This window comes from Rhodococcus indonesiensis (assembly GCF_047782815.1).
Classification (GTDB): Bacteria; Actinomycetota; Actinomycetes; order Mycobacteriales; family Mycobacteriaceae; genus Rhodococcus; species Rhodococcus indonesiensis.
On the sequence record NZ_CP180630.1, the window covers coordinates 1,021,630 to 1,042,941 of the forward strand.

Annotated in this window: 19 protein-coding genes; 15 read left to right on the plus strand and 4 right to left on the minus strand. The window is 71.5% G+C overall.

Translation table 11 applies throughout. The features are described from left to right. The first annotated feature begins 135 nt into the window (after positions 1-135). The 3 genes from ACM26Y_RS04780 (at position 136) to purQ (ending at position 3,551) form a co-directional block, all read left to right on the plus strand. A complete protein-coding gene (locus ACM26Y_RS04780; protein WP_416062791.1) occupies positions 136-2,517 on the plus strand; it encodes a response regulator in 2,382 nt (793 codons plus the stop codon). Positions 2,518-2,631: 114 nt separating this feature from the next. Next, positions 2,632-2,877, plus strand: coding sequence for a phosphoribosylformylglycinamidine synthase subunit PurS (gene purS, locus ACM26Y_RS04785; RefSeq protein WP_003936546.1), 246 nt, complete (start codon positions 2,632-2,634; stop codon positions 2,875-2,877). Continuing rightward, positions 2,874-3,551 carry a phosphoribosylformylglycinamidine synthase subunit PurQ gene (gene purQ, locus ACM26Y_RS04790; protein ID WP_416062792.1) on the plus strand — a complete coding sequence of 226 codons (678 nt, stop codon included), beginning with the start codon at positions 2,874-2,876 and terminating at the stop codon, positions 3,549-3,551. The genes purS and purQ overlap by 4 nt, the downstream gene beginning before the upstream one ends. On the opposite strand, the gene ACM26Y_RS04795 is transcribed toward purQ, so the two are convergent. Genes ACM26Y_RS04795 through ACM26Y_RS04805 form a run of 3 tightly spaced genes read right to left on the minus strand, consistent with a single transcriptional unit; the run spans position 3,518 to position 5,684 of the window. Beyond that, positions 3,518-4,639, minus strand: coding sequence for a sensor histidine kinase (locus ACM26Y_RS04795; RefSeq protein WP_289378185.1), 1,122 nt, complete (start codon positions 4,637-4,639; stop codon positions 3,518-3,520). The two genes, purQ and ACM26Y_RS04795, sit on opposite strands and share 34 nt — an antisense overlap. Next, positions 4,636-5,448 (minus strand): response regulator, encoded by an 813-nt coding sequence (locus ACM26Y_RS04800; protein WP_416062793.1) that lies wholly within the window; start codon positions 5,446-5,448, stop codon positions 4,636-4,638. Before ACM26Y_RS04800 ends, ACM26Y_RS04795 begins: the two co-directional genes overlap by 4 nt. Further along, positions 5,445-5,684 (minus strand): SHOCT domain-containing protein, encoded by a 240-nt coding sequence (locus ACM26Y_RS04805; protein WP_003936542.1) that lies wholly within the window; start codon positions 5,682-5,684, stop codon positions 5,445-5,447. The genes ACM26Y_RS04800 and ACM26Y_RS04805 overlap by 4 nt, the downstream gene beginning before the upstream one ends. Positions 5,685-5,858: 174 nt before the next feature. Here ACM26Y_RS04805 and ACM26Y_RS04810 point away from each other — a divergent pair, with 174 nt between their 5' ends. From ACM26Y_RS04810 to ACM26Y_RS04825, 4 genes are all read left to right on the plus strand, one after another. Next, positions 5,859-6,440 (plus strand): DUF305 domain-containing protein, encoded by a 582-nt coding sequence (locus ACM26Y_RS04810; protein ID WP_054371093.1) that lies wholly within the window; start codon positions 5,859-5,861, stop codon positions 6,438-6,440. A 107-nt stretch (positions 6,441-6,547) separates the two neighbouring features. Next, positions 6,548-8,638, plus strand: coding sequence for a copper-translocating P-type ATPase (locus ACM26Y_RS04815; protein WP_371382941.1), 2,091 nt, complete (start codon positions 6,548-6,550; stop codon positions 8,636-8,638). A gap of 318 nt (positions 8,639-8,956) precedes the next feature. Further along, on the plus strand, positions 8,957-9,322 hold the full coding sequence (locus ACM26Y_RS04820; RefSeq protein ID WP_289378198.1) for a hypothetical protein: 366 nt from the start codon (positions 8,957-8,959) through the stop codon (positions 9,320-9,322). Between the two features lie 60 nt (positions 9,323-9,382). Further along, the gene (locus ACM26Y_RS04825) at positions 9,383-9,733 is read left to right on the plus strand and encodes a VOC family protein (RefSeq protein ID WP_003936538.1); all 351 of its coding nucleotides are present in this window, start codon (positions 9,383-9,385) and stop codon (positions 9,731-9,733) included. Positions 9,734-9,758: 25 nt separating this feature from the next. On the opposite strand, the gene ACM26Y_RS04830 is transcribed toward ACM26Y_RS04825, so the two are convergent. Further along, positions 9,759-10,886 (minus strand): ATP-binding protein, encoded by a 1,128-nt coding sequence (locus ACM26Y_RS04830; protein ID WP_416062794.1) that lies wholly within the window; start codon positions 10,884-10,886, stop codon positions 9,759-9,761. A 90-nt stretch (positions 10,887-10,976) separates the two neighbouring features. On the opposite strand from ACM26Y_RS04830, the gene ACM26Y_RS04835 reads away from it, so the two are divergent. From ACM26Y_RS04835 to purM, 8 genes are all read left to right on the plus strand, one after another. Next, positions 10,977-12,275 (plus strand): M18 family aminopeptidase, encoded by a 1,299-nt coding sequence (locus ACM26Y_RS04835; protein WP_416062795.1) that lies wholly within the window; start codon positions 10,977-10,979, stop codon positions 12,273-12,275. A gap of 69 nt (positions 12,276-12,344) precedes the next feature. After that, a complete protein-coding gene (locus ACM26Y_RS04840) occupies positions 12,345-12,956 on the plus strand; it encodes a Uma2 family endonuclease (protein ID WP_416062796.1) in 612 nt (203 codons plus the stop codon). Positions 12,957-13,021: 65 nt separating this feature from the next. Beyond that, a complete protein-coding gene (purL, locus tag ACM26Y_RS04845; RefSeq protein ID WP_416062797.1) occupies positions 13,022-15,340 on the plus strand; it encodes a phosphoribosylformylglycinamidine synthase subunit PurL in 2,319 nt (772 codons plus the stop codon). Positions 15,341-15,343: 3 nt separating this feature from the next. Further along, entirely contained in the window at positions 15,344-17,116 is a 1,773-nt protein-coding gene (locus ACM26Y_RS04850) for an alpha/beta hydrolase (protein ID WP_416062798.1), read from the plus strand. Next, a complete protein-coding gene (locus tag ACM26Y_RS04855; RefSeq protein ID WP_289378174.1) occupies positions 17,113-17,796 on the plus strand; it encodes a CPBP family intramembrane glutamic endopeptidase in 684 nt (227 codons plus the stop codon). The genes ACM26Y_RS04850 and ACM26Y_RS04855 overlap by 4 nt, the downstream gene beginning before the upstream one ends. An 11-nt stretch (positions 17,797-17,807) precedes the next feature. After that, the gene (locus ACM26Y_RS04860) at positions 17,808-18,194 is read left to right on the plus strand and encodes a sterol carrier family protein (protein WP_371382937.1); all 387 of its coding nucleotides are present in this window, start codon (positions 17,808-17,810) and stop codon (positions 18,192-18,194) included. A gap of 116 nt (positions 18,195-18,310) precedes the next feature. Then, positions 18,311-19,897, plus strand: coding sequence for an amidophosphoribosyltransferase (gene purF, locus ACM26Y_RS04865; protein WP_416062799.1), 1,587 nt, complete (start codon positions 18,311-18,313; stop codon positions 19,895-19,897). 175 nt (positions 19,898-20,072) lie between these two features. Continuing rightward, complete coding sequence (gene purM, locus ACM26Y_RS04870; RefSeq protein ID WP_026137732.1) at positions 20,073-21,146, plus strand: phosphoribosylformylglycinamidine cyclo-ligase; 1,074 nt, start codon at positions 20,073-20,075, stop codon at positions 21,144-21,146. The last annotated feature ends 166 nt before the right edge of the window (positions 21,147-21,312 follow it).

A 21,312-nucleotide genomic window follows, 5' to 3' on the forward strand; every position in this document is an offset into this window, starting at 1 on the left:
GGGGGTCGGTCCGTTCCACGGAATCCCGGGCACTCGTGCGCACCTCCCCTGTGCGGCGAGACCACGAAGCTCGTGCCGGCCCGTTCTATCCTGAGAAGCTCCGACAGGACCGACGGCAACATGTGAGGCAACGAGGTGGACGACGCAACTTCGGCCCGCACCCTGTTCCCGGGGCCGGATCCGACCGCGACCGCCCACCGCGATGCCGACTGGGCGGCGACCCAGCTGGGGCCGATCGACACCTGGCCACCCGAACTGACTGCGGCTGTGCGGACCGTCGTCCCGTCCCGGGTACCCATGCTGCTGTGCTGGGGGCCGGACCTCGTTCAGATCTTCAACGACGCCTTCCGGCCCCTCCTCGGCGAGAAGTTCCCCGCGGCGGTTGCCCAACCGGTCGCCGAGTGCTGGGCCGAGGTGTGGGACTCCCTCGCTCCCCTGTTCGCACAGGCTCGGCGCGGCCGGTCGACCCTCTCGGAGCGGATGGAACTGTCGATCCGTCGTTTCGGATACATCGAGGAGACCTACTGGACGTATTCCTACAGTCCGGTCCGCGCCGCCGACGGCACCGCCGCCGGGATCTTCGTCGCCACCACCGACGTCACCGAGCAGGTGCTCGCCGAGCGCCGGACCGCCGTCCTGCGCGAACTCGGCCAGCTCGCAATGACGGAGACGGACACCGCCCACGACGCCTGCCGGGCCGCCCTCGGCCTGCTCGCCGGCCACGGGGAGGATCTGCCGTTCGGCAGTGCCCACCTGTGCTGCGACGAGACGATGGCGACGGTTGCCGAGTTCGGCACCGTTCCCGGCGCCGCGTCGGACCTGTCGGAGGTGATCGCCCGGGTCGCCGAGTCCGGCAAGGCCGAGACCGTCGCGGATCTCGGTCCCGACGGCGACACCGCGGTGGTCCTGCCGCTCCCGGTCTCCGCTGGTGGCCGGCCCGGCTCCCTCGTGCTCGGCATCAGCCGGTTCCGCGAGCTCAACGAGCAGTACCGGGTGTTCCTGGACATGGTCGCGGTGCGCGTGTCCACGGCCCTGTCCGATGCGCAGGCCTACGAGGCCGAACGCCGACGAGCGGCCGAACTCGCCGAGCTCGACGCCGCCAAGAGCCGGTTCTTCGAGAACGTCAGCCACGAGTTCCGCACCCCGCTGACGCTGCTCCTCGGCCCGCTGCAGAGCCTGCTCGACGAGCACACCGCCGCGTTGCCTCCCGCCCAGGTCGCCGCCGTGGCCGCGGCGCGACGGGCCGCCCTGCGTCTGCAGCGGCTCGTCGACATGCTCCTCGACGTCGCCCGGGGGGACGCCGGTCGGCTCGCCGCCCACAGCGAGCCCACCGACATCGTCGCGGTCACGCGCGACGGTGCCGAGCTGTTCCGGGACACGGCGGACCGCGCGGGGCTCGCGCTCGAGGTCGACGTCGACGATGTGCCGAGCCGGTACGTGGCCATCGACCGCGCGATGTGGACACACATCGTGCTGAACCTGTTGTCCAACGCGATCAAGTTCACCCAGGCGGGGTCGGTCTCGGTGACCCTGCGGGGTGACGGGGCGAACCTCGTGCTGCGTGTCGCCGACACGGGCACGGGCATCGCGGAGGCCGAGCGCGGCAGGATCTTCGACCGCTTCTACCAGGTCGGCGACCGGTCCGGCCGCAGCCGCGAAGGGTCGGGTATCGGGCTGTCCCTCGTCGCGCAGTTCGTCGCCGCACTGGGCGGTTCGGTCTCCGTCGACGACGTCGCTCCGCACGGGTCGGTGTTCACGGTGACGGTGCCCGCGGTGCCGAGTGCCCAGCCGCCGCCCGGTGCCGCGGACGACGTCGTCGCCTCGGCCGGCGCGGCGTACCTGGGGGAGGTCGAGGCGTGGCGGCCCGTCGCGGTGCCCGCGGCCGGACCGCGCGAGGGACAACCGTCCATCCTCCTCGTCGAGGACAACGCGGACATGCGTGACCATCTCGCCGGCCTGCTCACCGCCCAGGGCTGGCACGTCGACGTCACGGCCGACGCCGAGTCCGCGCTCGAGCGAATCCGGTCCGAGCTTCCCGACCTGCTCCTCACCGACGTCATGCTGCCGGGGCGGAGCGGGTTGTCGCTGCTGCAGGCCGTGCGCGACGACGAACGGCTGGCGCGGCTTCCGGTGATCCTGCTCACGGCCCGGGCCGGATCGGAGTCCGCCGTCGAGGGGCTGCGGGCCGGTGCCGACGACTACGTGGTCAAGCCGTTCCATCCCAGCGAGCTCACGGCGCGGGTCCGGGTGCACCTGGAGATGTCGCGGCTACGGGAGGAGTTGCTCGCCGCGAGTGCGCACGAGGCCGCCTCGCTCCGGATCGCTTTGGATACCCGGAGTGTCACGAGCCGCGCCGTCGGCCTGCTCATGGCTGCGCACCGGGTCGACGCGGACACCGCGTTCGCCCAGCTGTCGGCGATGTCCCAGGCGACGAACGTGAAGGTCCGTACCCTCGCGGCCGAGATCGTCGAGAACTTCACGGCGTCGCTCGCCGAGCAGCAGCCGCCGCGGCCGTGACGGCCCTGCCGGCGTGCGGCCCTGCCGATTCCGGGCCGCCCGGAGACGGCCGGTAAACTGCGGGACGTCCGGTGTCCGTCCCCGGGCGCCAGCACTACTACCGAGGAGCAGCACGTGGCTCGTGTCGTCGTCGAAGTCATGCCCAAGGCCGAGATTCTCGATCCGCAGGGCCAGGCCATTGTCGGGGCGCTGTCGCGACTGGGCTTCGCGGGCGTGTCCGACGTCCGTCAGGGAAAGCGCTTCGAGCTCGAGGTCGACGGCAGCGTCGGCGACGCCGAGGTCGAGAAGATCGCCGAGGCGCTGCTCGCCAACACGGTCATCGAGGACTGGACCGTGCGCCGGATCGACGGTGACGCATGAGTGCACGCGTCGGGGTCATCACCTTCCCGGGCACGCTCGACGACATCGATGCGGCCCGCGCCGTCGAACTCGCCGGCGGTGAGGCGGTCAGCCTCTGGCACGGCGACGCCGACCTGAGGGGAGTCGACGCGGTGATCGTGCCGGGTGGCTTCTCCTACGGCGACTACCTGCGCTGCGGCGCCATCGCGCGATTCGCCCCGGTCATGGGCAAGGTCGTCGACGCCGCTCGGGGCGGTATGCCGGTGCTCGGCATCTGCAACGGCTTCCAGGTGCTGTGCGAGGCCGGTCTGCTGCCGGGTGCCCTCACCCGCAACGAGGGCCTGCACTTCATCTGCCGCGACCAGTGGCTGAGGGTGGAGTCGAACGACACCGCGTGGACCACCCGTTACGAGGCCGGTGCCGAGATCCTGGTGCCGCTCAAGTCGGGTGAGGGCCGGTTCCAGGCCTCGGAGAAGGTGCTGGACGAACTCGAGGGTGAGGGCCGCGTGGTGTTCCGCTACGCCGGCGACAACCCGAACGGCTCACAGCGCGGCATCGCGGGCATCTCGTCGGCGAACGGCCGCGTCGTCGGTCTGATGCCGCACCCCGAGCACGCCACCGAAGCGCTCACGGGCCCCAGCGACGACGGGCTCGGCATGTTCTACAGCGTTCTCGACGCGGTCGTCTCCGCCTGACCTCCGTTCGCAGGCAGGGTCAGGTCGAAGCGGGCACCCCGCCCCGGCCCGTCGCTCGCGGCCGTGAGATCGCCGCCGTGGGCGCGGGCGAGGCTGCGCGCGATGGTCAGACCCAGGCCGCTGCCGCCGGGGCTGCGGGCCGGATCGACCCGATGGAACCGTTCGAACACCGCGTCGAGCTGATCCGCGGGTATGCCGCCGCCCGTGTCGCGCACCCGCACCCGTACGGTCGCCCGGTCCGCTCGCTCGCACGTGACGACCACCCGGCCCCCGGCCGGCGTGTGCCGTAGGGCGTTCTCGAGCAGGTTCGTCAGGATCTGTGCGACGCGCTGCGGATCGAACCGGACCGGCGGCAGCGACTCGGGCAGATCCGCCTCGAGTCCGACCTGCTTGTCGGCGAACCGCGGGGCCGCGGCCGACACCGACGCCGCCACCGTCGCGGCGAGGTCGCCCTCCTCGGGGTGCAGGTCGAGTGCGTGCTCGTCCGCGGCGGAGAGATCGGACAGGTCCGACACGAGACGCCGCAACCGGTCGAGCTGATGGTGCATCACCTGCCACGAGGTGGCGTCGGCAGGCAGCACGTCGTCCTCGATGCCCTCCAGATAGGCCTCGAGCGTCGCGACGGGGGTGCGCAGTTCGTGGGCGAGGTCGTCGAGGAGCCGGCGGCGGGAGAGCTCGGTGGTGTACAGGCGGCCCGCCATGTCGGCGAAGGCATTCTCGAGCCGGGCGAAGTCCGCATCGCCGGACCGGGTGATCGGCGCGTCGTAGCGGCCGCGGGCGACGTGGCCCGTGGCCTCGACCAGCCGGCTCACCGGCGCGGTGATGCGGCGCATCAGGACGACGGACGTGATCGCCGCGGCCCCGAGCGCGACGGCCGCACCGGCGGCGAGCGCGACTGCCCCGGCCTGGGCGAACGCCTCCTCGGTGTGCAGGCGCACCTGCGCGTCCTCCACTCCCGCGTGAGCGAGGTGGTAGTGGAACAGCGGGGCCGCCACCAGCGTCGCGACCACGGTGAGCGTCGCCGCCCCGACGAACAGCACGAGCAACTGCGCGATCAGCAGCCGCCCCCGCAGTCCCAGCCGGTTCACCCCTTGGCCTCCATCGCGTACCCGACCCCGCGCACCGTACGGACGAATCGGGGGGCGGCGGCGTCGTCACCGAGCTTGCGGCGCAGCGCCCGGATGTGGACGTCGACGATGTGCTCGTCGCCGAACCAGTTCGGGCCCCACACCTCGTCGATGATCTGCCGCCGCGACAGCGCCGCCGACGGTCGGTCCGAAAGTGCCAGCAGCACATCGAATTCCGTACGCGTCAGTGCGACGGGTGCGTCGTCGACCGAGACGGTGCGCGACACCGGATCGACGACGAGCCCGCCGATGCGCCGCGGTGCCTCCGCCGCGGTGCCGCTCCGGGGACGGCGCAGCATGGCCCGTGCTCGGGCGACGAGTTCCCTCGGCCCGAAAGGCTTCACGACATAGTCGTCGGCGCCGACCGACAGGCCGATCACCTTGTCCACCTCGTCGCCCCGGGCGGTGAGCATGAGCACGTACGCGTCGGAGAACGTCCGCAGTTGCCGGCACACCTCGATCCCGTCGAAACCCGGGAGCATCAGGTCGAGCACCACGAGCACCGGATCCGTTCGCCGGGCGAGCGCGACGGCCGTCGGCCCGTCGTGGGCGAGTGCGACCTCGAAGCCCTCCCGTTCGAGGTAGCTGGCCACCACCTTCGCCAGGGCTGCTTCGTCGTCGACTACGAGGATGCGCGGACCGGAGGTGTGCACGCGGCCAGGGTACCCAGCGCTCACCGCCGCCCGTCCCCGGTCGCGGGCCGGATGGGCTACCCGCCGGCCGTGCCCGGCGATCGAGGAACTGCCTCGCGTGCCGAGCCGGCCGGTCATCGCCGCGTCCGTCGCGGTGATCGCGCGTCCAGTTCGTCGCGCAACGCTCGGTAGGTCTCGAGGTCGATCTCGCCGGAGGCGAGGCGCCGATCGAGGATCCGGCGGGCGTCGTCGCCGGGATCCGGTGGGGCCGCTGCCCGGACCACCGCCCACACCACCACCCCGGCGAGCGCCAGCCAGAACCCCGCCATCGCGAGGGCCGCGGTCCAGCCCGCGCCGCCGTACCAACCCATCATCGCGCACCTCCTGTGACGAGTGTGCGCGCCGCCGCATGTAGGCGGGCCTTGCGGGCGATGAAGTTTCGATGAAGGACCGGCCGGGCCGGGGCTGCGGCGCCCGGACCCGGTCGGTGCGGCGGGTAGGTTCGAATCATGTTGTGGAACAAGAGAGTAGTAGCGGCAGCGGCGGCGGTGCCGCTGGCCCTGGTGATCGCGGCATGTGGCAGCGACGAGCCGCAGCAACAGGCAGGGACGTCGGCTCCGGGCACGTCCCAGACCTCGCCTCCGGCCGCGCAGGCGCAGTTCACCGATGCGGACGTCGAGTTCCTGCAGGAGATGTATCCCCACCACGCACAAGCCGTGCAGATGGCCCAGGCGGTGCCCGAGCGCAGCGAGGATCCGCAACTGATCGACCTCGCCGCCCGCATCGAGGCCGCCCAGGCACCCGAGATGGAGCAGATGGAGTCGCTGCTCGCCGAATGGGGGCAGGAGGCGCCGGACGAGGACGGAATGGGGCACGGCGGCATGGGGATGCCTGGCGGCATGCCGGGAATGATGTCCGACGACGAGTGGGACTCCATGATGGGGGCCCGCGGCATGGACTTCGACCGCATGTGGCTGACCATGATGATCGTCCACCACGAGGGTGCGATCGAGATGTCGCAGACCGAACTGGCCGAGGGTGTGAACCCGGAGGCGCGGGCGCTCGCCGAGTCGATCATCGCGACACAGCAGGCCGAGATCGACGAGATGCGCGCCATGCTCGAGCGGTAGTCCCGCCGTCGTGACCGAATCGTGACCACCCGATCCCTTCCATTGATACCCCCTGGGGGTATCAATGGAAGGGCCCACGGAATTGGAAACGGATCGAGGCGAAAGCCATGACACAGCTCGAACATCACGGACACGCGGTCCACACCCCGCCCCCCGGAGGGCAGGACACCGGTCGCGCCCGGGACCGGCACGCCGGCCACGGGCCCCACGGTGAGGTCTTCCGGCGCAGGTTCTGGGTGAGCCTGGTCCTCGCGGTTCCGATCGTGGTCTTCAGCGCCATGTTCGCCGATCTACTCGGCTACACGCTGCCCGACGCCGCATGGGTCGGATGGGTCTCGCCCGCCCTGGGCACGGTCGTCTTCGTCTACGGCGGCAGCCCCTTCCTCGTCGGAGGGTGGCACGAGCTGCGCGACCGCCGGCCCGGGATGATGCTCCTCATCGCCATGGCCGTCAGCGTCGCGTTCGCGGCGTCCTGGGTAACCACGCTCGGATTGGGCGGATTCGACCTCGACTTCTGGTGGGAACTGGCGCTGCTGATCGTGATCATGCTGCTCGGGCACTGGCTCGAGATGCGGGCGCTGGGCTCGGCGTCGCGCGCACTCGACGCCCTGGCCGCGATGCTGCCCGACACCGCCGAGAAGGTGACCACGGACGGCGTGGTGCCGGTCCCGCTCGGCGACCTCGCCGTCGGCGACGTCGCACTGGTGCGGGCCGGTGCGCGCGTCCCGGCCGACGGCACGGTCGTCGACGGCCGCGCCGAGGTGGACGAGTCGATGATTACCGGTGAGTCCCGCGCCGTGCCCCGCGCCGTCGGCGACACCGTCGTCGCCGGCACCATCGCCACCGACAGCGCGCTGCGCGTACGCGTCACCGCGGTGGGGGAGGACACCGCGCTCGCCGGCATCCAGCGCATGGTCGCCGACGCACAGGCCTCGTCCTCGCGAGCCCAGGCGCTCGCGGACCGGGCCGCCGCCTTCCTCTTCTACTTCGCCACCGTCGCCGGCGTCCTCACCTTTGCCGTGTGGACGCTGCTCGGCAACGTCGACGAGGCCGTCGTCCGTACCGTCACGGTCCTGGTCATCGCGTGCCCGCACGCGCTGGGCCTGGCCATCCCGCTCGTCATCGCCATCTCGACCGAGCGCGCCGCCCGCGCCGGCGTACTCGTCAAGGACCGGCTGTCGCTCGAGCGAATGCGCGGCGTAGACGTCGTCCTGTTCGACAAGACCGGGACCCTCACCCAGGGCCGGCACGTCGTCACCGACGTCGTCGCCACCGCCGGCACCACCGAGGACGACCTGCTGGCGTTGGCCGCCGCCGTCGAATCCGACAGCGAGCACCCCGTCGCCCGCGCCGTCGTTGCCGCCGCCGGCGGTCGGGCTACGTTGCCGGCGAAGGACTTCCGCTCCCTGCCCGGACGCGGGGTGCGAGCGGTGGTGGACGGCGCGACCGTGTTCGTCGGCGGTCCGGCCGTCCTCGCGGACCTGCGGGCGCACGTTCCTGCCGACGTCGAGGCCGCGACCGGACCCTGGGTCGCACGCGGGGCGTCGGTGCTGCACGTCGTGCGCGACGGCGCGGTGCTCGGAGCCGTCGCGCTCGAGGACGCGGTACGCGAGGAGTCGCGGCAGGCGATCGACGCCCTGCACGCCCGCGGAGTGAAGGTCGCCATGATCACCGGGGATGCGCTCCAGGTGGCCGACGCCGTCGCCGCCGACCTCGGTATCGACGAGGTGTTCGCGAACGTGCTACCCGAACACAAGGACGCGAAGGTCGCCGAGCTGCAGGCCCGCGGGCACCGCGTCGCGATGGTCGGCGACGGCGTCAACGACGCGCCGGCGCTGGCACGGGCCGACGTCGGCATCGCCATCGGCGCCGGCACCGACGTCGCCGTCGAGTCGGCCGGGGTGGTCCTGGCCGCCGACGACCCGCGCGCCGTGCTGTCGGTCATCGCCCTGTCGCAGGCGAGCTTCCGCAAGATGTGGCAGAACCTGGTCTGGGCCACCGGGTACAACATCGTCGCGGTGCCTCTCGCGGCCGGTGTGCTGGCCTTCGCCGGGGTGGTGCTGCCGCCGGCGGTCGCCGCGGTGCTCATGTCGGTGTCCACGATCGTCGTGGCGCTGAACGCGCAGTTGCTGCGCCGGTTGGACCTGGATCCGGCGAAGGTCGCAGCCGGGAGTCGACCCGATCGTCGTCCGACGTGACGAGAGAACATGACGAGAAAAGGACACCGTCGCCGTCCCGATCGGCGGCGGGGTCCCTTCTTCTCCGATCCGGAGCGGCCCCCAACCGGCTCCGGCGGGCACTGCCGAATCCCCCGATCGGCCGTGCCGGGCACCACTATGCCGCATGTCGCGGTCGTTGTCTCGAGTAGCATTACGCATCTTTGCCGGGGCCGTCCCGGCCACCGCTCGGCCGGGCGGAACCTGCCCTCAGCCCAGCGGTTCGCCGCGAATTCCGCCTTTCCCGGGTACGGGAGCGCCGCGGCGTGTCACGCTCGAACCATGAAGACCCGGACTGCTGTGGTGGCGGCGGTCGCCGCCCTTTTCCTCCTCACCTCCTGCGGATCCGACGACGAGACGTCGGCGCCCGCGAGCACCACCCGCCCGGCCGGCAGCGTCGCCTCCAGCGTCGTCGAACGTGCCGTCGACGCGGCGAAGCTGGGGACGTTCGTCGCGACGTTCCGGACGGGATACCCGAACCTGGCCGACGGCAGGGACGATGCCTCCATCGAGGCGATCGTCACCGAGACCTGTCCCTTGATCGACGACGGTGCGAGCGACGAGGAGATCCGCGACAACGTCGCCGAACTGTCCGCCAACGGCGAGGTCACCCCCACCGATCAGCAGGTGGACCGCATCACCCAACTCGTTCGCGCCGCCTGCTGACGGCGACCCCGGTGCCGTTGCGGCACAACCTTGTCGGGCCCGTCCGCTACCGTCCCGGCCATGACACTGAGCATCGGCATGATCACCGTCGACAGCGCCGACCCCGGTCCGCTCGCCACGTGGTGGGCCGAACAGACCGGCGGCCGGATCGAACAGGACAACGAGGGCTGGTTCTTCGTCGTCGGAATGCCCGGCACTGCACAGAAACTCGGGTTCCAGAAGGTTCCGGATCCGACACCGGGCAAGAACCGGATCCACCTGGACCTGGTCGCGCCCGACCTCGACACCGAGGTGAGCCGGCTGGTCGAGGCGGGCGCGAGCGAGGTACACCGCCAGGACATGGGCGGGTTCCGGTGGGTCACGCTCACCGACCCGGACGGCAACCAGTTCTGCGTGGCGAGCAACTCCTGAGGTTCTCCGGTAGAGCGGTGGCGTGTCACCTTTCTCGTGGCGGCACGACCATCGAGGCGGCATGCTCGCGCAGGTACTCGCGCAGGTAGGGCATGGTGAAGTCGAGCCGGCCGTAGCCGGCGGGTTCGACGAGTTCGGCGTTGATCAACCGGAGCCGGTACTGGCTGGCGTAGGTGCCGTTCACGCCGAGGCGTCGCGCGACGTCGCCGATCCGGCTGGGACCGTCGTCGACCGCCATGGCGACGAGGAAGCTGCGGTCGATCTGCGACAGATCGGCCAGGCTCGGCTCGAGCACGAGCGAGCCGATCCGCCGGCGGGCCGCCGCGATGCCGTCGGCGACGTCCTCGGCGGTGATGCGTTCCCGGTCCGGATGGCGGCGCCACACGTTGTGGCCCACCAACTGGATCAGGAAGGGGTATCCGCCGGTGGCGGCCGCGGCCGTGCGGCACTGCTCGTCCCCGATCGAGCGTCCCGACTCCTCGACGGGGACGCGGATCGCCTCGGCGACGTCGTCGAGGGACACGGGGCCGAGGACGTGCCGGTCGGCGCGGCGCAGGAACGTGACGACGTCGTCGCTCAGCAGGTCGCTCACCGCGGCCGGGAGCCCGGCGCCGACGAACGCCAGCTCCCGCTCCTCCCGGAACGCGTGCTGGACGACGGCACCGAGCTCGCGCAGGTCGCCACTGCGCCGGCGGTGCATCTCGTCCACGCTGATCAGCAGCCCGGTGCCGTGGTCGGCCAGGATGCCGGTCAGCTCCTCGAGCTGCCGGCGTAAGCCGGCCTCGGGCCGATCGTCCGCGACGTCGGTCCAGCTCACCGAGACCCCGGCGACGGACCCGCCGGACAGCCGGCGCCGGGCCGGTGGGTCGCGGTGCTCGTGCAGCAGCAGGGGCAGATGCTCGCGGGTGAGCCGGTCGACGAGCCCGGGGGTGGCGGTCTCGGAGATCACCAGCCAGCCCCGGCGGCGGGCCTGCTCCTCGGCCTGGTTGAGCATCACCGTCTTCCCGACTCCGCGTGCGCCGGTGTAGAGGGTCGCGCGTCCGGGCGCGCCCGGACCGTCGTCGAGGGAGGCGCCGAAGTCCTCCACCAGGTCGCCGCGCCCGACGAGCAGGGGCGGCGTCACCCCGAACGACGGTCTGAACGGGTTCCGCACCGGGCCAGTCTAGCTGGAGTTTTAGCTCCTTTTAGTTCTTTTGGTGCTTTTAGCGGTGTATAGCGGTGCGGGCGGTGCGAGGATGCACCCATGCCTACGACCACCCCCGCCGACGCCCAGGGCCTGTGCAACTTCGTGGATCTGTCGCCGTCGCCGTTCCACGTGTGCGCCACCGTCGCCGCCGCTCTCACCGACGCCGGCTTCACACAGCTCACCGAGACCGAGGTGTGGCCGAACGAGCCTGGCCGCTACTACCTGCTGCGGGGCGGTTCGCTGATCGCGTGGAGCACCGAAGGCGCCGACGGCGACCCCGCCCGCCCGTTCCGGATCGTCGGCGGCCACACCGACAGCCCCAACCTGCGGGTCAAGCAGCACCCGGATCTCGCCTCGGCGGGCTGGCAGCTGGTCGGCCTCGAACCGTACGGGGGAGCCTGGCTGAACTCGTGGCTGGACCGCGATCTCGGCATCTCCGGCCGGCTCACCGTGCGGACCGGCAGCGGGGCCGAGGACGTCCTCGTGCGCGTCGACCGGCCGATCCTGCGGGTCCCGCAACTCGCCATCCACCTGTCGGAGGACCGCAAGGGCGTGCAACTGGATCCGCAGCGCCACGTCAACGCCGTGTGGGGAGTGGGCACCGCGCCGCGGTCCTTCCTCGCCTTCCTCGCGGAGGCCGTCGAGGTCGAGGCCGACGCGATCCTGGGCTGGGAGCTGATGACCCACGATCTCGCCCCGTCCACACTGATCGGGGCGGATGCGGACCTGCTCAGCGCGCCGCGCCTGGACAACCAGGGCACGTGCTACGCCGGGACCGCGGCGCTGGTCGCGGCCGTCGGGCACGTCGCCGAGAACGGTGGTCCGGTGCCGTTGCTCGCGCTGTTCGACCACGAGGAGGTCGGCAGCATGTCCGACCGTGGGGCGTTCTCCGACCTGCTGAACACCGTGCTCGAACGGGTCGTGCTGGCCCGCGGCGGCGGCCGCGAGGACTACCTCCGGACGATGGCCGGCTCGGTGGTGGCCTCCGGCGACATGGCTCATGCCACCCACCCGAACTACCCCGACCGCCACGAGCCTGCCCACCGCATCGCGGTGAACGGCGGCCCCGTGCTCAAGGTCAACCAGAACCTGCGCTACGCCACCGACGCCGCCGGTGCCGCTGCCTTCGCGCTCGCCTGCGAGCAGGCCGGAGTGCCGTTGCAGAGCTATGTGCATCGCGCCGACCTGCCGTGCGGTTCGACGATCGGCCCCATCACCGCCTCCCGGACCGGACTGACGACCGTCGACGTCGGGGCCCCGCAGCTCGCAATGCACTCGGCGCGCGAACTGATGGGAACGAAGGACGTCACCGCATACGCCCGCGCGCTCGAGGCGTTCCTCACTCCGCCCAACTGACCGGCACGGTGCGGCATCCGGTGCCAGACTGAGGGGACAACACGCCCGAGCGCGAACGGTGGTGATCCTGTGACCGGCCCGTCGTTCCCCGACCATCTGCTGACCCTCGCCGAATGGGCGGAACTGCCCGAGTACGAACAGTTCCACGTCGAGGTCTGCGAGGGGGTCCTGTCGGCGTCGCCGCGGCCCGGGTACCTGCACCAGCACGTCGCGTTCGGACTGGTCGCCCAGCTCGCCGATCAGCTGCCGAAGGAACTCGCTGTACTCGGAGACGTGGAGGTGCTGCTCACCGAGACCCCGCTGACGGTGCGCTGCCCGGACGGCATCGTCGTCGACCGGACGCTGGTGGACGACGATCCGGACCGTGCGACGGCGGCCGACGTCCGGCTGGTGGTGGAGGTCATGGCCGAGGGCACCGTCCGCACCGATCGGGTCACCAAGTTCTCCGAGTACGCCGAGGCCCGTATCCCCGTGTACTGGATGATCGACCTCGTCGAGCCCGCGACGCTCGGGGTGTTCGTGCTCGACGACGGGTGGTACCGCTACGACGGGGAGTACACGGGGAAGGTGACGCTCCAGGCCGCGGGGCACCGGGTGAGCGTGGACCTCGACGCCTTGACGGCGGTGCGGCCGCCGCAGCGGTCCGCACCGGTGGACGGCGCCGGGCGTGCGCCCGGATAGACTGGCCGCGGCAGCGCGCGCCCGGCCTGCCGTTTCGATCCCAGAGTGAAGGGACCCGACGCCCAGTGTCACCGCAGGTGGATACCGTCACCCACGCCGCCGAAACCCCCGAAGTCGCCCAGCCCTTCCGCGAGCTGGGACTGAAGGACGACGAATACGCCCGCATCCGGGAGATCCTGGGCCGTCGTCCCACGGATGCCGAGCTGGCCATGTACTCGGTGATGTGGTCCGAGCACTGCTCCTACAAGTCCTCCAAGGTGCACCTGCGGTACTTCGGGGAGACCACCACCGACGAGATGCGGGCCTCGATGCTCGCGGGCATCGGTGAGAACGCCGGCGTCGTCGACATCGGCGACGGCTGGGCGGTCACCTTCAAGGTCGAGTCCCACAACCATCCGTCCTACGTCGAGCCGTACCAGGGCGCCGCGACGGGTGTCGGCGGCATCGTCCGCGACATCATGGCGATGGGCGCGCGTCCGATCGCGGTCATGGACCAGCTGCGCTTCGGCGCCGCGGACGCGCCCGACACCCGGCGCGTCGTCGACGGCGTGGTCCGCGGTATCGGTGGTTACGGCAACTCCCTCGGCCTGCCCAACGTCGGCGGCGAAACCGTCTTCGACGCCTCCTATGCCGGCAACCCGCTCGTCAATGCGCTGTGTGCCGGAGCGATGCGCAAGGAGGACCTGCACCTGGCGTTCGCGTCCGGCACGGGCAACAAGATCATCCTGTTCGGCGCGCGCACGGGCCTCGACGGCATCGGCGGCGTGTCCGTCCTGGCGTCGGAGACCTTCGAGGGTGACGAATCCGGTTCCGGACACGAAGCCGAAGGCGAAGCTGGCCCCTCGAAGTCCCGGAAGAAGCTGCCGGCGGTGCAGGTGGGGGATCCGTTCACCGAGAAGGTGCTCATCGAGTGCTGCCTCGACCTCTACCGCGAGAAGCTCGTCGTCGGCATCCAGGACCTCGGCGGCGCCGGCCTCGCCTGCGCGACCTCCGAGCTGGCCGCCGCCGGCGACGGCGGCATGCACGTCGCGCTCGAGCGGGTCCCGATGCGCGCGACCGGCATGACCCCCGCCGAGGTGCTCTCGAGCGAGTCCCAGGAGCGCATGTGCGCCGTCGTCGCGCCCGAGAACGTCGACGAGTTCATGGCTGTGTGCAAGAAGTGGGACGTGCTGGCCACCGTCATCGGCGAGGTCACCGACGGGGACCGGCTCGAGATCACCTGGCACGGTGAGACCGTCGTCGACGTGCCGCCGCGCACCGTCGCGCACGAGGGCCCGGTGTACCACCGCCCGGTGCAGCGCCCGGACTCGCAGGACGCGCTCGTCGCGGACACCACCGCGGGGCTGAAGCGGCCGCAGACGCCCGACGAGCTGAAGTCGACCCTGCTGAAGATGATCGGCTCGCCGCAGCTGTGCAGCCGCAAGTGGATCACCGAGCAGTACGACCGCTACGTGCGGGGCAACACGGTGCTCGCCGAGCACGCGGACGCGGGCGTGATCCGCGTCGACGAGCAGACCGGCCGCGGGATCGCGCTGGCCACCGACGCCTCGGGCCGATACACCCAGCTCGACCCGTACGCCGGGGCGCAGCTCGCCCTCGCCGAGGCCTACCGCAACGTCGCCGTCACCGGTGCCACCCCGAAGGCCGTGTCCAACTGCCTGAACTTCGGTTCGCCCGAGGATCCGGGTGTGATGTGGCAGTTCCAGCAGGCCGTGCGCGGTCTCGCGGACGGGTGCGCCCAGCTCGGCATTCCCGTCACCGGCGGCAACGTCAGCTTCTACAACCAGACCGGGGCCACCCCGATCCTGCCGACCCCGGTCGTCGCCGTGCTCGGCGTGATCGACGACGTGCACCGGCGCATCCCCACCGGTCTCGGCCTCGAGCCGGGCGAGACGCTCATCCTGCTGGGGGAGACCCGCGACGAGTTCGACGGTTCGATCTGGGCGCAGGTCGAGCACGATCACCTCGGTGGCGTGCCGCCGAAGGTCGACCTCGAGCGGGAGCGGCTGCTCGCCGAGATCCTCACTGCTGCCTCGCGCGACGGCCTGGTCTCCGCCGCCCACGACCTGTCCGAGGGTGGTCTCGCGCAGGCGGTCGTCGAGGCCGCGCTGGCCGGCGAGACCGGCTGTCGGATCCTGCTGCCGGAGGACGCGGATCCGTTCGTGACCCTGTTCTCCGAGTCCGCAGGCCGGGTGCTGGTGGCGGTGCCGCGCACCGAGGAGACCCGCTTCACCGGCATGTGCACGGCGCGCAACATGCCGTGGGTACGGATCGGGGTCGTCGACGAGGGCTCCGACTCCGTCGAGGTGCAGGGTCTGTTCTCGGTCCCGACGGCCGAACTGCGCGAGGTCTACGAGGGCACACTTCCGGCACTGTTCGGGTGAGCGATGGTCGGTTCCCAGGTCGATCGGCTGGCGTCGATAGAGGCCCGGCAGGGCCGGATCATCGACGCGGTCACCGAATTCGGTGACCGTCACCCCCACACCGCCCAGGTGTGGGGGGCGCTGAGCCTGGATTTCACCGGCATAGCCTTCGCGGGCCTGTTCTTCTGCTGGTCGCTGACTCCGTCGCTGCTGCCTCGGGACTGGTTGTTCCAGGGCCTCATCGGCGGCATCAACGTCGCCATCGGCTACGGGGTGGGATGTGCCGTCGGCTGGGTCGGCGGCCGGCTGCTGGCGAGGCGGCCGTGGTGGCCGCCGCCGTTGCCCGTGCTGCGGGCGATCAAGGTGGCGGTGCCGGTCGCCGCCGTGCTCGCGTCGCTGGTGGCGCTCGTGTTCGCGTCGCGGCAGCAACGTCAGCTGGCCGCGCTGATGAACGCCGAGGGCACCACGACCAGCGGGTATCTGCGGACCCTGCTGCTCGCCGCCGCCGTCGCGCTCACCCTGATCGCCACCTGGCGCGGACTGCGTGAACTCGCGGGGATCGTCGCGTGGCAGCTGGTGCGGCGCCTGCGCATGCCGCCCGGGGCGGCGCGCTCGCTCGGGGCGCTGCTGGTGGTGCTGGTGGTGTTCATGCTCATCGACGGCGTGCTGGCCCGAGGCGCCTACGCGGGGCTCAACTGGGTGTTCGGCATCCAGAACGACGAGACCCGGCCGGGAGTCACGCAGCCGCTCGTGCCTGAGAAGTCCGGGAGCCCCGAGTCGTTCGCGGCGTGGGACACGCTCGGCTACCAGGGGCGCGACTTCGTCGGCCGAGGTCTCGACGCCGCCGAGCTGACCGCGATCAACGGTGCCCCGGCCCGGGAACCGATCCGGGTCTACTCCGGATTCGAGACCGCCGACACCCCCGAGGCGCGTGCCGACGTCGTGATCGACGAGCTCGAACGCACCGACGCGTTCGACCGCGAGGTGCTCGTGATCATCCCGACCACCGGAACGGGGTGGGTCAATCCGACTGCGGCGATGATGATGGAACTCGTCCACAACGGCGACGTCGCCCTCGTCGCGTGGCAGTACTCGTACATGCCGAGCTGGATCTCCTTCCTCGCCGATCGTGAGAAGGCCGCCGCCGCGGGCGACATGCTGATCGACCGGGTCTACAACCGGTGGCTCGCCCAGTCCGCCGAGCATCGGCCGAAGCTGTACGTGTACGGGGAGAGCCTCGGAACTCAGTCGGGGGAGGGCGCTTTCGACACGGTCGCCGCGATCCGTGACACCGTCGACGGCGTCCTGTGGGTCGGCCCGCCCAACTCGAACCGCTTGTGGCGCCAGCTCGTCGACCGCCGCGATCCGGGCACGACCGAGGTCGAACCGGTGTACGCGGACGGCCTGGTGGTGCGCTTCGCCGACGACCGCGAGTCGATCGGGGAACCCGACACCCCGTGGCTGTTCCCCCGGATCCTGTACCTGCAGCACGCGTCCGATCCGGTGGTGTGGTGGTCCCCGGACCTGATCTTCAGCCGGCCGGACTGGCTGTCCGAACCGCCCGGCCCCGACCGGCTTCCGCAGATGCGCTGGTTCCCGTTCGTGACCTTCTGGCAGGTCTCGGCGGACCTGACCAACGCCGCCGGGGTGCCCGACGGGCACGGTCACAACTACGGCACCACGGTGCTCGACGGCTGGATCGCGGTCACTGCGCCCGCCGGCTGGACCGAAGCCGACACCGAGCGGGTGCGGTTCGCGCTGACCGTCATCGACGATCTGCAGGGACCGGAGAAGTGAGCCGGCCGGGACGGATTCACCGCCGGCCGTGGCTCGGCCCGGCGGTCGCCGCGGCGGTCGTGGGCTGGGGCGCGGTGCTTCCGGCCACCCGGCTCGGGCCGCGCGGGCGCGCCGTGCTGTCGGCGACCGTCGGCACGGCCGCGGTGTTCGCGGCCCGGGCCGCGGGCGTCGAGCGGGGGATGCTGGGACTGGATCCGCGGCATCTCGTGTCCGGCGCGCGGTGGGGTCTGGCCGCCGCCGCCGTCCCGCTGGCCGCCTACGGAGTCATGCTCGCCGTCCCGTCGCTGCGGGTCCGGCTCGTCGACGAAGCCCGCGCCGAACGCGAGGACTTCTACGAATGGGTGGGGCTGCACATTCCGTTCGGCACCGTCGCCGCCGAGGAGCTGCTGTTCCGCAGCGTTCTCGCGGCGCTGCTCGGTCCGGGCACGGCGGCGTCGGGTCTGCACGCGGCGGCGTTCGGGCTGTGGCATGTGCAGCCCGCGCGGGACGCCGGTCACCACGTGCTCGGCACCGTGCTCGTCACCGGACTCTCGGCGGTGGTCTTCGACCGGCTGCGCCGTCGCAGCGGCAGCGTCCTCGCACCCGCCCTGCTGCACCTGGCGCTCAACGTCGGCGGGGCCGTGGCGGTGCGGCTGGCGGGGCTGCCGTCCGAGGAGGACGACGCCGCCCGGCGTAGCTAGGCTGGCTCGCCGTGGCACCGCGCAAACCCGTCGACCCCGCCGAGCTCCGCGCCGCCGTCCTGCGAGTCGGTCCGTGGCTGCGGGACGAGACGGTCGATGCACCGGCCCGCGCCGACCTCGCGACGGCGGTGCGCCTGACCGCTCGCGCTCTGGAGCAGGCGGCGCCCGGATCCAGCGTCGAGGTGCGGGTGCCGCCGTTCGTGGCGGTGCAGTGCATCGAGGGGCCCCGCCACACCCGGGGGACCCCGCCCAACGTCGTCGAAACCGGCCCGCGGACGTGGCTGCGGCTGGTCACGGGTCTCGTCGATTTCGCCGACGCCGCCGCCGCGGGATCGCTGGACGCGTCCGGTAGCCGTGCGGGGGAGATCGCGCACTGGATGCCGCTGCTGCGGTTGTGAGACGGAACGGCTGCGCACGACGGAGGAGGCCCCGGTGACGGTCGGAGCGGGGCACCGTCGGCCGACCCGTAGAATGGCCTTGCCTCTCTTTTGTCCAGCCCCCAGGGAGCACCCCGGTGACCAGTGCCGATCTGTCGGTTCACACACGTAATCTCCTCGCAGCCGAGGAACCCGAGAACGAACCTCGTGAGGAGTGCGGAGTCTTCGGAGTCTGGGCTCCGGGCGAGGATGTGTCCAAGCTCACGTACTACGGCCTCTATGCGCTGCAGCACCGGGGACAGGAGGCGGCCGGTATCGCCGTCGCCGACGGCTCCCAGGTCCTGGTGTTCAAGGATCTCGGGCTGGTGAGCCAGGTCTTCGACGAGCAGACCCTCGCCGCCATGTCCGGCCACATCGCGATCGGGCACTGTCGCTACTCCACCACCGGGTCGACCACCTGGGAGAACGCCCAGCCGATCTTCCGCACGACCGCGGCCGGCACCGGCGTCGCCCTCGGTCACAACGGCAATCTGGTCAACACCGCCCAACTCGCCCAGCGCGCCCGGGAGCTGGGCCTCGGCGACGATCGGCGGGCGGTCACGGCCACCACCGACTCCGACATCGTCGGCGCGCTGCTCGCGCACGCCGCGGCCGACAGCACGGTCGAGCAGGCGGCCCTCGAGTTGCTGCCGACCCTGCGCGGTGCCTTCTGCCTGACCTTCATGGACGAGCACACGCTCTACGCGGCGCGCGACCCGTGGGGAATTCGGCCGCTGTGCCTGGGCCGCCTGGACCGCGGCTGGGTCGTGGCCAGCGAGACCGCCGCGCTCGACATCGTCGGCGCGTCCTTCGTGCGCGACATCGAGCCCGGCGAGCTGCTCGCCATCGACGCCGACGGCGTCCGCTCGAGCCGCTTCGCCAACCCGGAGCCCAAGGGCTGCGTGTTCGAGTACGTCTACCTCGCTCGTCCGGACTCGACGATCGCGGGCCGCTCGGTGCATGCCACCCGCGTCGAGATCGGCCGGCGACTGGCCAAGGAACACCCGGTCGACGCGGACCTGGTCATTCCGGTGCCGGAGTCGGGCACTCCCGCCGCCGTCGGCTACGCCCAGGGCTCGGGGATCCCCTACGGCCAGGGCCTGATGAAGAACGCCTATGTGGGCCGCACCTTCATCCAGCCGAGCCAGACCATCCGCCAGCTCGGTATCCGGCTCAAGCTCAATCCGCTGCGCGAGGTCATTCGCGGCAAGCGACTCGTCGTGGTCGACGACTCGATCGTTCGTGGCAACACCCAGCGGGCCCTGATCCGGATGCTCCGCGAGGCCGGTGCGCTCGAGATCCACGTGCGGATCGCGTCGCCGCCGGTGAAGTGGCCGTGCTTCTACGGCATCGACTTCGCATCCCCGGCCGAGCTGATCGCCAACGGCGGCGGCACCCGCGACGTCTCCGAGCGGACCGGGCACGACTTCGACGAGATGGTGGAGATGGTGCGCCGCTCGGTCGGCGCGGACTCCCTCGGCTACATCTCGATCGACGGGATGATCGGCGCCACCGAGCAGCCCGCCTCGCGCCTGTGCGCCGCATGCTTCGACGGGCACTACCCGATCGCGCTGCCGAAGGAGCACGCCGTCGGGAAGAACGTGCTCGAAGGGATGCTCGGCGGGGCTGCGGGGGCCACGCCGGTGCTCGACAACGACAACGCGGACGCCCTGAGCCGTCCCTAGACCCGTCCGCCGTCGCAAGGACGGCGGCCCCGGTTTCGCGTCGTCGCGCGTCGGCGGTCCGGCCCGGTCGGGTACCTTGAGGTGCGCGATCGGCGGGCTTCGGCGTGCGTCCGCGCGTCCGGCAGCGATGCCGATACACCTGTTCACCACAACTCGAGGCTGGAGCCGACAACCCATGACCGAGGACACAACCCCCGGAGCTTCCTACGCAGCGGCGGGCGTGGACATCGAGGCCGGCGATCGAGCCGTCGAACTGTTCGCGCCGCACGCGAAGAAGGCGACCCGCCCGGAGGTGCTCGGCGGCCTCGGCGGATTCGCGGGGCTGTTCGCGCTCAAGGGCGACTACAAGGAACCGCTGCTCGCGGCGTCCACCGACGGGGTCGGCACCAAACTGGCGGTGGCGCAGGCCCTCGACAAGCACGACACCGTCGGTCTCGACCTCGTGGCGATGGTCGTCGACGACCTGGTCGTCTGCGGCGCCGAGCCGCTCTTCCTGCAGGACTACATCGCGGTCGGTCGCGTGGTGCCCGAGCGGGTGGCCGAGATCGTCGGCGGCATCGCGGCGGGCTGCGTCCAGGCCGGCTGCGCCCTGCTCGGCGGCGAGACCGCCGAGCATCCCGGCGTGATGGCCGACGGGGACTACGACCTGTCCGCCACGGGCGTCGGCGTCGTCGAGGCCGACCGGCTGCTCGGGCCCGACCGGGTGCGCCCGGGCGACGTGGTGATCGCCATGGGTTCGTCGGGGCTGCACTCGAACGGATACTCGCTGGCGCGCAAGGTCCTTCTCGACATCGGCAAGATGAGCCTGACGGCGCACGTCGACGAGTTCAGCCGCAGCCTCGGCGAGGAACTGCTCGAGCCGACCCGGATCTACGCGAAGGACTGCCTCGCGCTCGCCGCCGAAACCGAGGTCCGCACGTTCTGCCACGTCACCGGCGGAGGGCTCGCAGGCAACCTGGCCCGGGTGATGCCGAAGGGACTCGTCGCCGAACTCGACCGGACCACGTGGAGCCCGGCACCGGTGTTCGGGCTCATCGCCCAGCGCGGCCGCGTCGAGCGGACCGAGATGGAGAAGACCTTCAACATGGGCGTCGGCATGGTCGCGATCGTCGCGCCCGAGGACGTCGACCGGGCCCTCGCGGTGCTCACCGCGCGCCACATCGACTGCTGGACGCTCGGTACCGTGCGCAAGTCTCAGGACCAGGACGACGTGCGGGCCGTGCTGGTGGGCGACCACCCGCGGTTCTGAGCCGGCGGCGGTCGGCCGATACCGGAAACGGATCCGACACCGGACACGCATCGCACCGATACGCGCAGCGCCCGGGCCGTGCAGGACGGCCCGGGCGCTGCGCGTCGTGGTGACGAAGTTTTCCGGATCGCCTCACCTGCCGGCCGGGTTTCGCAGCGGTGTGCGA